Below are 11,301 nucleotides of genomic sequence, written 5' to 3' on the forward strand. Positions count from 1 at the left end.
GATGTTCGAAACGATTGAGTATGAAGTGAAAGATCGTGTAAGTTGGATTCGTCTAAATCGACCGAATAAATTGAATGCGTTTACATCTTTGATGAACAAAGAAGTAGCGAAAGCGGTCAATCAAGCAACAAACGATCAAGAGGTTCGCTGCATTGTTATTACAGGTAATGGAAGAGCTTTCTGTTCTGGTCAAGATTTAAGTAGCGTTGAAGAAGGTGTGGATCACGCGGAAATGCTCAGATCTACTTATAACCCAATGGTGAAAGAAATAACGTCATCAAGTAAGCCGGTGATCGCTGCTGTGAATGGAGTAGCGGCGGGTGCTGGAATGAGTCTTGCTCTAGCGTGTGATTTTCGGTTAGCTCATGAGCGTGCAAGCTTTATTGAGGCTTTTGTTCATGTTGGGCTTGTTCCTGATTCTGGGAGCACTTACTTTCTACCGCGATTACTTGGTCATGCGAAAGCACTGGAGCTTGCTATGCTTGGAGAGAAAGTAAGTGCTGCAGATGCCAAAGAGCTTGGTCTTGTGACAGACATGTTCTCAAATGAGTATTGGGAGCAAGGAATGAATCAGTTTGCCAATCGCTTAGCTAGTCTTCCTCCTAAAGCGGTGCAGCACATTAAGCAAAACTTTCAAAGAAGTTGGGAAAGTAATCTTGATGAAGTACTTGAGATGGAAGCTGTGACTCAAGGAGAAGCCGGAAAAACGAACGATCATCTTGAAGGCATTCAAGCTTTTACCGAGAAACGTAAACCAGTTTTTCACGGCAGTTAAGTTATGAGAGAAAAAAGCAGGAAAATGGGGGTAAATCAAGAATAGATGCTATAGAGTGAAAGTAGCCGTGGTGGTTGATTGCGCAATCAGCTCCCCCGGCTCTTTCCTATGCTTACAAACATAGAGGAGGTTTTTTTAATGGCTGTCGTTACATATGAAATGAAAAACCATGTGGCATACGTAATGTTAAATCGTCCAGATGTATTAAACTGTTTTAATTATGAAACACTCTCAGTTCTTCAAGGCATTGTTGATGATATTTACTCGGATCGAGAGGTGCGAGCCGTTATTTTTATGGGAGCTGGTGAAAGGGCTTTCAGTGCAGGGGCGGACTTAAAAGAAAGGCGAACACTTTCTGAGAGTGAGGTGCGGCGAAATGTGAAGAAGATTCGTGAGGTTTTCTCCTCTGTTGAATCGCTTCCCCAGCCAACGATCGCTGCGCTGAATGGTTTTGCTTTTGGGGGAGGGTTTGAGCTCGCTCTTGCATGTGATTTTCGATTTGCCGTCGAAGGAACAAAAATGGGCTTAACTGAAACGAGTCTTGGCATCATACCTGGTGCGGGAGGAACGCAACGGTTACCTCGTTTGATTGGAACAGCGAAAGCAATGGAATTAGTTTTAACTGCTCGCAAACTATCATCTGTAGAAGCCTACGACTACGGAATTTTAAACGGTGTTACGACTCGTGAGAATTTACTAGGTACGTGTGAAGAGCTAGCGAGAGAGATCTGTCAAAATGCTCCTATTGCGGTACAGCAGGCGAAATTTTCCGTTCGTGAAGGTATGAATGTAGACCGTCATACTGGTATGGCTATTGAATCTAAAGCATATGAAGTAACGATTCCAACAGAGGATCGTCTCGAAGCGTTAGATGCTTTTGCAGAGAAAAGAAAACCAGTGTTTAAAGGAAAGTAAAAGTTGCTTTGGACCAATGGCTCTGGTAGTATAACATCATATTTAAGCGACGTATTCATAACGGAATGAAGTTATGACGAGCGGGGGTATGATGATGAGTGAAGGTTTAAATACAAGATCAATGATTTTTACACTGTATGGAGAATATATCAGACATTATGGAAATGAAATTTGGATCGGAAGCCTGATTCGTCTTTTGAAAGAGTTTGGTCATAACGATCAATCTGTTCGAGCGGCCATTTCAAGAATGAGTAAACAAGGTTGGGTGGAATCCAGGAAAGAAGGTAACAAAAGTTTTTATTACTTAACAGACCGCGGTGTTAGAAGGATGGATGAGGCTGCGCGAAGAATATTTAAGCTTCAACCTTCAGAGTGGGACGGAAGATGGCGAATGTTGCTTTATAACATTCCTGAAGAGAAACGTCATATTCGCGATGAGCTGCGTAAAGAGTTAGTGTGGAGCGGTTTTGGAAGTTCTTCTGCTAGTTTATGGCTATCTCCCAACCATCTTGAAGAACAGGTGAATTTGCTAATTGAGCAGTATGATATTCGTGATTATATCCATTTCTTCATAGCCGATTACAAAGGACCGCACGAGAGCATGGCTCTTGTAGAGGAATGCTGGGATTTGAATGAAATTAGTAATAAATATCGTGAATTCATCCAAATGTATAGTGAGCGCTATGTGATTGATCGAAGTAAAATTGAAAAAGGTAAGATGAGTGATGGGGAATGCTTTGTTGAACGGGCAAAGCTGGTTCATGAATATAGAAAATTTCTCTTCGTTGATCCAGGACTTCCCTCAGAACTATTACCTGAAGAGTGGCCGGGTGAGCATGCGGCTACGTTATTTAGTGACTATTACAGAACACTTGCCCAGCCGGCTTCTCGCTTCTTTGAAGAAATCTTTAAAGAAGGAAATGAGTTAACAAACAAAGATAACGGTTATGATGCATTACAGCATCCTCTCTTAACGGATCGCCTATAAAAAGAAGGAACGGAGGATTAACCTCCAGTTCCTTCTTTTTTCTATTCTTTTATTTCGAACGAGCTTTCTTTAAATTCTTTCCCTTTTGTTTTATAAGTTTCAATGGTTAGCTTAATCAGTTCTCTATCTTTATCTGTTAGTTCACGAATTACTTTACCTGGTGAGCCAAGCACCATGCTGTTTGGCGGGATTTTTTTACCTGATGGAATGAGTGTATGTGCCCCAATTAAAGAACCTTCTCCAATATCAGCTCCATCAAGAATGATCGCCCCCATCCCGACTAGAGCACCTTTTCGAATGGTGCAACCATGAAGAATGGCGTTATGACCAACTGATACCTCATCCTCAAGAACGAGAGGATACCCTTCAAATAGATGACAGGTGCAATTGTCCTGAATGTTGCATCCTTTCCCGATACTAATCGGTGCTTCATCACCTCTTAAAACAGCGTTAAACCAAACTGTAGAGTCCTCTCCGATTGAGACATCTCCGATGATTTTTGCGCCGGGTGCGACAAAAACATTTGGAGCGAGAGTAGGTGCTATACGATTATACGAAAATAACATAGTTGCTCTCCCTTCTTTTTTAGCTTGCAAACTATTTTTTCATTGTTTCAAAATAGAAGTTTCATATTAAGCAGGAATTATGTTGATCTTCTTTGAATGTTATTAATAAGTATAACACGAATGTTTTGTTTCGTATCATTATCGTTATATGAATGAAAGGAGGGATATAAATGAAAAGAGTCTGTCAGCTATTTTCCATTCGTTATCCAATTATACAGGGGGGAATGGGGAATATTTCGAGTCCGATTCTTGCATCGGCGGTATCTGAAGCAGGAGGACTAGGAACGATTGGAACTGGAACGCTTAGTCTTGAAGAAGTGGAGAGCCTCCTTCTTGATATGAAACAGCGAACAGCTAAACCATTTGCTCTCAACATACCAATTACTGTTACAACAGATTTAAAGGGGATGTGTGAACTTGCAGTAAAACATGCTGTTCCTATTGTTTCTCTTTCCGCAGGAAATCCTGCACCTTATGTTCCCTTTCTTAAAGAGTGCGGTATAAAAGTTATTTGTGTAACAGCTAGTGTCAAACAAGCGAAAAAAGCAGAAGAATCCGGTGCAGATTTAATCGTAGGAGAAGGGTATGAAGCAGCTGGAATTAATTCTCCACTAGAGATTACTACGATGACCCTGATTCCTCAGCTCGTCGCAAGTGTGCAAATACCAGTTATTGCAGCAGGTGGGATTGGAGATGCTAGAGGGTTTGCTGCAGCCTTAGCTCTTGGGGCAGAAGGAGTACAGATGGGTACACGATTAATTGCGACAGAAGAATCGCCATATCATGAGCGATATCTAACAAAGCTTCTAGAAGCTAACGATACTGAAACAGTTATCGTTGGGAGATCTGTTGGAAAAGTGAGAAGGGTTTTGAGAACTGAATACGCAGATCAGTTATTAAAAGCTGAATTAAGTGGAGTAAAGCCTGAAGACTTTGCGGCGATGACTGATGAAGAGAAACATCGGATAGGAGCAGTAGAAGGACGACTTGGAGATGGATTTATTAATGGAGGACAAATAAGTGGGATAGTCAAATCTATTCCTTCTGTCCAGAAACTATTTGAAGACATGGTTGAAGGAGCATTACTAATTTATAAAAATAAACTGGAAGAGTTTGAGAAAATATCTATGAAGAAGTAGTCATATATCAAGTGTTATTTTTAAAATATATTAAATAATTCAAATTGTTTGAATACTCGTTGACAAGCTAGAATAGCAAGTGTACCATAACGATACGATATCCCGGTTTAGTCAAGAATTTTCAGTGGATAAAGAATATAACAACAATAAGTTTAGAAAACTTATTTGGGGGAGGACAGGCGTTTGAGATCCTGGAAAAAATGGTTAGGTATTTCTCTAGTTAGTGTGATGGCTCTTACGGGTTGCGGAACGAACAATTCCTCATCAAACACGGATTCTAGTAGTGGAGAAGCAGAGGATAAGGAGTCTTATACAATTGGCGTGACTCAAATTGTTGAACATCCTTCTCTAGATGCTGCTTATGAAGGATTTAAAATGGCGCTTGAAGAGAATGGATTTAAAGAAGGCGAGAACATTTCCTACGATGTTCAAAATGCGCAGAACGATATGAACAATAGCAATACGATTGCACAAAATCTAGTTGGAGATGAAGTGGACCTAATCTTTGCTAATTCAACACCAAGTGCACAATCTGCATTAAATGCGACCTCAGATATTCCAATTCTTTTCACATCCGTGACTGATCCAGTCGGTGCAAAGCTTGTTGAAGATTTTGATAAGCCAGGAGAGAACATTACGGGAACGACTGATACACATCCAGAAGCCATTCCGAAAACAATTGAATTTATAGCAAGTGAATTTGACGCAAAAAATGTAGGACTCATCTACAATGCTGGTGAACAAAATTCTGTTGCGCAAGTGGACATTGTAAAAGAAGCGATGGAAGGTACAGATATGAAGGCTGTTGAGAAAAGTGTCTCTACTTCAGCTGAAGTTAAACAGGCTGCAGAAGCACTTGTTGGTAAGGTGGACGTGATCTACATTGTAACTGACAATACTGTCGTATCAGCACTTGAGTCGGTAATCAGCGTAGCGAATGATAAAGATATTCCGATGTTCGCAGGAGAATTCGATTCTGTTAGCCGAGGAGCATTTGCAGCATATGGCTTTGATTATAAAGATATTGGATATGAAGCTGGCCTGATGGCTGCGAAAATTTTGAAGGGGGAAGAGACGACGGCAGATATCCCCGTTCAATACCCTCAGAATTTAAAACTTAAAATGAATCAAACAGCGGCAGAAGAAATGGGCATCGAAGTGAAGACAGAATGGGAAGAGATGGGGGAATATATCGAGTAGATCATTAGGTTCGAAAAAGAGAGAGCTTCTTTTTCGAACCTATTTTTATCAGATGGACTATGAACGTGCTTTCAAATGATAGGGAAGAGGAGGGCGCTTAAGATGGGCTCAGCAATGTTTGGGGCAATAGAATCTGGCATTATATATGCCATTATGGCACTTGGAGTGTATTTATCATTTCGAATTCTTGATTTTCCAGACTTAACTGTTGATGGAAGTTTCGTAACAGGGGCAGCCATTGCTGCTATTCTGATTGTAAACGGGACTAATCCCTTTTTTGCTACGCTTGTAGCCATTGGAGCAGGTTTCTTAGCGGGTTGTGTGACGGGTCTTCTACATACTAAGGGGAAGATTAATCCTCTTCTTGCGGGAATCTTAATGATGATTGCTCTTTACTCAATCAATTTAAGAATAATGGGGAGATCGAACGTTCCGCTCTTAAATGAAGAATCCATTTTCACAAAGATAGAAAGTTTTTTTGAGACATCGGGACTTGATTCGGTTTTAAATAATATGGCATCAGGTATTGGCTTAGGAAATCTCACTTCAACATGGGCTATATTAATAAGCATGCTTGTTGTTACGACAGTGATTAAAATTTTGACTGATCTTTTCTTACGTACTCAAATTGGTCTTGCCCTCAGAGCGACAGGTGACAATAAACGAATGATTCGGAGTTTCTCAGCAAATACGGATAGGCTAACGATTATTGGACTTGGACTTTCAAATGCACTTGTTGCGTTAGCAGGAGCGTTAATTGCTCAGTATAGTTCATTTGCAGATGTGGGTATGGGAATCGGAATGATCATTATTGGTCTTGCGTCGGTTATTATTGGGGAGGCTATCTTTGGAACAAGGACGATAGCTGTGACCACATTCGCAGTTATAGGTGGCGCAATTGTCTATCGTATTGTTGTGAGTCTTGCCCTCCGAGTGGATTTTCTTGAAACAGGTGACATGAAATTAATTACGGCAATTATCGTTATTGCTGCACTTGTTCTTCCACAATTAATTGATGGTCAGAAAGAGCGAAACCGTAAAAAACGAAAACGCCTCCAGCAAGAAGTGAAATTGAAAGAAATGAAGGAGGGGGACGAAGGGTATGCTTCAACTAAATCAAATTCACAAAGTATTTAACGAAGGGACTCTGGATGAAAAAGTAGCGTTAGAAGACATTAACCTAACCCTTAAAACCGGCGATTTTGTAACCGTTATTGGAAGTAACGGGGCTGGTAAATCGACTTTAATGAATATGGTATCTGGCGTCTTAACACCTGACGTTGGGGACATATTCATTGATGAAAAAAAGATTACAAGTTTACCAGAATATAAGCGGTCAAAATTGATCGGGCGCGTTTTTCAGGATCCGATGGCTGGAACAGCGCCATCGATGACGATACAAGAAAATTTAGCATTAGCTTATAATCGAAATCGGAGACGAACGTTAATGAAGGGCGTGACGAAGAAACTGAAAACAACTTTTCAGGAAGCGCTCGAAACACTTCACCTCGGCCTTGAAGATCGCTTATCCGCAAAAGTTGGTTTGCTTTCAGGAGGAGAAAGACAAGCGCTCTCCTTATTAATGGCGACCTTTACAGAACCAAAAATGCTTTTATTAGATGAACATACTGCAGCACTTGACCCAGCAAGAGCAGCCCTAATCACAAAACTAACCGGAGAAATTGTGGAGCGAACGAACTTAACGACACTCATGGTTACTCATAATATGCAACAAGCCTTAGATTTAGGGAACCGTTTAATTATGATGGATAGCGGTAAAATTATCTTAGAAGTAGAAGGAGAGGATAAACAGAACTTAACGATTGAAGCGTTACTTCATGAATTCCAGCGAATAAAAGGGGCCAAAATGACAAATGATCGCGCCCTGTTAGGATAGTGAAGTTAGATAATAAGAGTAAGAGCCCCCACTTAGCGAAATATGAAGTGGGGGATTTGTTCCTATAATAGCTCGTCAATTGACTCATAATCTTGAAGTTCACTTTATTGTTTTGATTTTTTTGACAATTTATTGACGGTTAATATACGCAATGTTATTATATCGTTAAATAAACGTCATATATTATAGTGTGATGTTAAAGGGGTGAAGCAGGTGAAGAGTGGTATTACGATCGGCCAAAGTACTGTTATTCAAATAGAGGTAACCCCTGACATGTATGCAAAATTTGAAGGAAAAGTAGTCCACAAGGCATATTCAACTGTTTCGATGGTTTACCATATGGAATGGGCAGCAAGACAGCTAATTCTTCCTTTTCTTGAAGAAGAAGAGGAAGGCATTGGTGGGGGGATTGAAGTAAAACATCTAGGGCCAGCTTGCGAAGGACAAATGGTCGAGATCTTTGCCGTTATCATTTCGCTAACACACAAATCTGTCATTAGTCGAGTAGACGTGAAAAGAGGATCAGAACTTATCGGGACAGGGAAAGTGATTCAGTTCATTCTTCCTAAGAACGTTATCGATGAAAAATTAGCAAGCACTAAAATGTAAGCGATTTCATAAAGGGGTGATAATCGTGTTTGATCGAATCATAGAGCATGAACAGTTACTTTTTTGTAATGATGTCGATACAGGTCTAAAAGCCATCATTGCCATACATAACACAACGCTTGGTCCGGCGCTTGGAGGCTGTAGAATGAGACCTTATGAAACGGTCGATGATGCGATAGAAGATGTGTTAAGGCTGTCAAAAGGGATGACATATAAATGCGCTGCAGCAGATGTTGACTTTGGTGGTGGAAAAGCAGTCATCATCGGGGATCCGCTAAGAGATCGAACTCCAGAGCTTTTTCGCGCATTTGGCCAGTTTGTCGAATCGTTGAACGGGCGGTTTTACACTGGTACAGATATGGGAACGACTCCTGATAATTTCGTTCATTCATTAAGAGAAAGCAGCTGCATTGTCGGTGTTCCGGAAGAGTATGGCGGAAGTGGAGATTCGTCAGTTCCAACCGCTAACGGTGTGGTCTATGGAATACAGGCTACAAACAAAACTGTGTTTGGTTCAGAAGAGCTAGGAGGGCGCACTTACGCTATTCAAGGGCTTGGGAAAGTTGGATATAAAGTAGCAGAACTGCTTCTAGAGCAAGGTGCAGATTTAATTGTTTCAGATATTAATCAGCATGCGATTGACCGTTTGATTCAAAGAGCTATTGACCTAAACCGTGGGGTGAAGGTTGTTTCTGGAGACGAAATCTATGAAGCGAATGCTGATGTATTTGTTCCTTGCGCCCTTGGAGGAATAATTAATGACCAAACGATTCATAAGCTTAAAGTACGGGCAGTTGTTGGATCTGCTAACAATCAGCTTTTAACAAATGAGCATGGTGATTTGTTAAATGAACGCGGCATACTTTATGCTCCTGATTATATAGTAAATAGCGGCGGTTTGATTCAAGTATCTGATGAGCTTTATACGCCAAATCCAAAACGAGTATTGCAAAAAACCAAAGCCATTTATGACACCTTGCTATCTATTTTTGAGCAAGCAGAGACGCATTCTTTTTCTACGATAAAAGCAGCGAATCTTTTTTGCGAAAAGCGTTTGGAAAGTAGGAAACGAAGAAATAGTTTTTTTGCACATAAGAAACCTGGAAAATGGACAGTTCGCTCTTAAAATAGAATGAAAGGTGGATGTCAATGGATCTAGCTGAGCAGTTTCCGTTGAGACAACTCGTTAATGGGGAAGGTAGGCAATTGGAAGAAAGTGAATATGTCACAGTAGAGAACGCCAGGCGCTTTTATGAGCAAATGACGTTCTCACGCATGTTTGACCGAAAAGCAGTCAATCTTCAGCGTCAGGGACGAATTGGTACGTATGCTCCATTCGAGGGTCAGGAAGCTTCTCAAATCGGAAGTGCGCTTGCTTTAGAAGATGGAGACTGGATGTTCCCAACGTATCGCGATCATGCTGCAACAGCTGCTTTCGGACATTCCCTCGTTAATATTTTTCTATATTGGAAAGGGTGTATTGAGGGGTGTGTCCCACCAAAGGGTAAACATATTTTTCCGCCATCTGTACCTATCGCATCGCAAATTCTTCATGCTACAGGTACAGCGTGGGCGGAGAGGAAAAAAGGAAGCGATCGAGTTTCTATAGTGTATTTCGGTGACGGGGCAACATCTGAAGGGGATTTTCATGAAGGGCTAAACTTTGCAAGTGTGTTTCAAATCCCAGTTGTATTCTTTAACCAAAACAACGGGTATGCGATCAGCGTTCCTCTTGAAAGACAAATGAACTCTAAGACGATAGCTCAGAAATCACTTGGTTATGATATGCCAGGCGTACGAGTGGACGGCAATGATGTCTTTGCTGTTTATAGTGAAACATTGAAAGCCGTAGAGCGAGCGAGGAAGGGCGAAGGGCCAACGTTAATTGAGGCCGTTACGTGGCGCTATGGGGCACACACGACGACAGATGAGCCTTCGAAATATCGCGATCAGGGGGAAAGTGAACGGAGAAGACAGGTGGAAGATCCAATTAAGAGAGTGGAGGAATATCTTAAAGCTCGAAATGCTTGGGAATCTGATTGGGTGGGACAGATCAAGAACGAAGCAGAAGATCGATTAAATACTGCTGTCTCGGAAATGGAAAAGACAAAGAAATCAGATGAAGCTCTTATGTTTGATCATGTGTTCGGCACTAGCGTTTGGCCAGTGCAGGAACAAAAAGAGCGCTTTTTTCACAAGGAGAGTGAAAAATGAGTATAGCGGTGAATATGAAAAAGCTAACGATGGTGCAGGCCATTACGGAAGCTTTAAAGGTGATGCTTGAAGAAGATGAGTCCGTTCTTGTGCTAGGGGAAGATGTTGGGAGAAATGGCGGTGTTTTCAGAGCCACAGATGGGCTTTATGAACTTTTTGGTGATGACAGAATCATAGACACGCCGCTTGCAGAGTCAGGCTTAATAGGAACTTCGATAGGACTTGCGATGAATGGTTTTATACCAGTTGTGGAGATTCAGTTTCTTGGCTTTATTTATCCAGGATTTAATCAAATTATGACACATGCGACGAGAATTCGAACGAGAACACAAAGTCGTTATACAGTACCACTGACGATTCGAGTGCCTTATGGAGCCGGTGTAAGAGCACCAGAAATTCATAGCGATAGTACAGAAGCGCTATTTGCTCACATACCAGGGTTGAAAGTTGTCGTGCCATCAACGCCACATGACGCAAAAGGGCTCCTTATTAGCAGTATAAAAGATCCTGATCCAGTCCTGTTTCTTGAGCCTATGAGGATGTATCGCACAGGCAAAGGTGATGTACCGACGGGAAGTTATACGATACCACTAGGCAAAGGGTACAGACGGCGTAATGGTAGTGATGTTTCTCTTTTTGCTTGGGGAGCTATGATGAAAGTGGCTGAGCAAGCTGCTGAAAAAGCAGCTTCCAATGGGATTGAGTGTGATGTGATTGACCTCAGGTGTCTCTATCCTCTTGATAAAGAATTGATCTCTGATTCAGTCCAAAAGACTGGGAGAGCGGTTATCATTCATGAAGCTGCATCATCTGGAGGAGTAGGAAGTGAAGTTATCTCAATCATTAACGATACTTCGTTTCTCTATATGAAGTCACCGATAAAAAAAGTAACGGGCTACGATGCGCCAGTGCCGTTATTTACGCTTGAAGATGATTATCTACCTGATGCTAGTAAAGTTCTGCAGGCGATTGAAGAAACAGTTCGCTTCTAAAGGAGG

Annotated in this window: 12 protein-coding genes; 11 read left to right on the forward strand and 1 reads right to left on the reverse strand. The window is 41.4% G+C overall.

The features are described from left to right. The first annotated feature begins 1 nt into the window (after position 1). The 3 genes from AC0VYJ_RS03545 (at position 2) to paaX (ending at position 2,678) form a co-directional block, all read left to right on the forward strand. Positions 2-775 (forward strand): enoyl-CoA hydratase/isomerase family protein, encoded by a 774-nt coding sequence (locus tag AC0VYJ_RS03545; protein WP_430246864.1) that lies wholly within the window; start codon positions 2-4, stop codon positions 773-775. A 138-nt stretch (positions 776-913) separates the two neighbouring features. Further along, entirely contained in the window at positions 914-1,690 is a 777-nt protein-coding gene (locus AC0VYJ_RS03550) for an enoyl-CoA hydratase-related protein (protein ID WP_430246862.1), read from the forward strand. Between the two features lie 94 nt (positions 1,691-1,784). After that, complete coding sequence (gene paaX / locus AC0VYJ_RS03555) at positions 1,785-2,678, forward strand: phenylacetic acid degradation operon negative regulatory protein PaaX (protein WP_475366536.1); 894 nt, start codon at positions 1,785-1,787, stop codon at positions 2,676-2,678. A gap of 41 nt (positions 2,679-2,719) precedes the next feature. Here the strand turns inward: paaX and AC0VYJ_RS03560 are convergent, their stop codons facing one another. Beyond that, a complete protein-coding gene (locus tag AC0VYJ_RS03560; protein WP_475366537.1) occupies positions 2,720-3,244 on the reverse strand; it encodes a gamma carbonic anhydrase family protein in 525 nt (174 codons plus the stop codon). A 170-nt stretch (positions 3,245-3,414) separates the two neighbouring features. Here AC0VYJ_RS03560 and AC0VYJ_RS03565 point away from each other — a divergent pair, with 170 nt between their 5' ends. The 8 genes from AC0VYJ_RS03565 to AC0VYJ_RS03600 all read left to right on the forward strand — a co-directional run bounded on the left by AC0VYJ_RS03565 (position 3,415) and on the right by AC0VYJ_RS03600 (position 11,295). After that, positions 3,415-4,383: an NAD(P)H-dependent flavin oxidoreductase gene (locus AC0VYJ_RS03565; protein WP_194220239.1), complete on the forward strand. Its 969-nt coding sequence runs from the start codon at positions 3,415-3,417 to the stop codon at positions 4,381-4,383. A gap of 228 nt (positions 4,384-4,611) precedes the next feature. Continuing rightward, positions 4,612-5,583, forward strand: coding sequence for an ABC transporter substrate-binding protein (locus AC0VYJ_RS03570; RefSeq protein WP_475367449.1), 972 nt, complete (start codon positions 4,612-4,614; stop codon positions 5,581-5,583). A gap of 102 nt (positions 5,584-5,685) precedes the next feature. After that, positions 5,686-6,720: an ABC transporter permease gene (locus AC0VYJ_RS03575; RefSeq protein ID WP_475366538.1), complete on the forward strand. Its 1,035-nt coding sequence runs from the start codon at positions 5,686-5,688 to the stop codon at positions 6,718-6,720. Further along, complete coding sequence (locus AC0VYJ_RS03580; protein WP_194220237.1) at positions 6,686-7,480, forward strand: ABC transporter ATP-binding protein; 795 nt, start codon at positions 6,686-6,688, stop codon at positions 7,478-7,480. Before AC0VYJ_RS03575 ends, AC0VYJ_RS03580 begins: the two co-directional genes overlap by 35 nt. Before the next feature lie 213 nt (positions 7,481-7,693). Next, a complete protein-coding gene (locus AC0VYJ_RS03585) occupies positions 7,694-8,089 on the forward strand; it encodes a thioesterase family protein (RefSeq protein WP_475366539.1) in 396 nt (131 codons plus the stop codon). Between the two features lie 19 nt (positions 8,090-8,108). Continuing rightward, positions 8,109-9,215, forward strand: coding sequence for a Glu/Leu/Phe/Val dehydrogenase (locus AC0VYJ_RS03590; protein ID WP_194220260.1), 1,107 nt, complete (start codon positions 8,109-8,111; stop codon positions 9,213-9,215). A gap of 23 nt (positions 9,216-9,238) precedes the next feature. Beyond that, the gene (gene pdhA / locus AC0VYJ_RS03595; protein WP_475366540.1) at positions 9,239-10,303 is read left to right on the forward strand and encodes a pyruvate dehydrogenase (acetyl-transferring) E1 component subunit alpha; all 1,065 of its coding nucleotides are present in this window, start codon (positions 9,239-9,241) and stop codon (positions 10,301-10,303) included. Beyond that, on the forward strand, positions 10,300-11,295 hold the full coding sequence (locus AC0VYJ_RS03600; protein WP_475366541.1) for an alpha-ketoacid dehydrogenase subunit beta: 996 nt from the start codon (positions 10,300-10,302) through the stop codon (positions 11,293-11,295). The genes pdhA and AC0VYJ_RS03600 overlap by 4 nt, the downstream gene beginning before the upstream one ends. Positions 11,296-11,301 lie beyond the last annotated feature (6 nt).

The sequence above is a fragment of the Anaerobacillus sp. 63XJN7_5_ISO-PGPR-S23-430 genome (assembly GCF_056173695.1).

Bases quoted from the DNA above. Each gene is read 5' to 3' on its own strand.
- AC0VYJ_RS03570 (WP_475367449.1), top strand. From the start codon at position 4,612: ATGGCTCTTACGGGTTGCGGAACGAACAATTCCTCATCAAACACGGAT.
- pdhA (WP_475366540.1), top strand. From the start codon at position 9,239: ATGGATCTAGCTGAGCAGTTTCCGTTGAGACAACTCGTTAATGGGGAA.
- AC0VYJ_RS03575 (WP_475366538.1), top strand. From the start codon at position 5,686: ATGGGCTCAGCAATGTTTGGGGCAATAGAATCTGGCATTATATATGCC.
- paaX (WP_475366536.1), top strand. From the start codon at position 1,785: ATGAGTGAAGGTTTAAATACAAGATCAATGATTTTTACACTGTATGGA.
- AC0VYJ_RS03560 (WP_475366537.1), bottom strand. From the start codon at position 3,244: ATGTTATTTTCGTATAATCGTATAGCACCTACTCTCGCTCCAAATGTT.
- AC0VYJ_RS03550 (WP_430246862.1), top strand. From the start codon at position 914: ATGGCTGTCGTTACATATGAAATGAAAAACCATGTGGCATACGTAATG.
- AC0VYJ_RS03580 (WP_194220237.1), top strand. From the start codon at position 6,686: ATGCTTCAACTAAATCAAATTCACAAAGTATTTAACGAAGGGACTCTG.
- AC0VYJ_RS03565 (WP_194220239.1), top strand. From the start codon at position 3,415: ATGAAAAGAGTCTGTCAGCTATTTTCCATTCGTTATCCAATTATACAG.
- AC0VYJ_RS03545 (WP_430246864.1), top strand. From the start codon at position 2: ATGTTCGAAACGATTGAGTATGAAGTGAAAGATCGTGTAAGTTGGATT.
- AC0VYJ_RS03600 (WP_475366541.1), top strand. From the start codon at position 10,300: ATGAGTATAGCGGTGAATATGAAAAAGCTAACGATGGTGCAGGCCATT.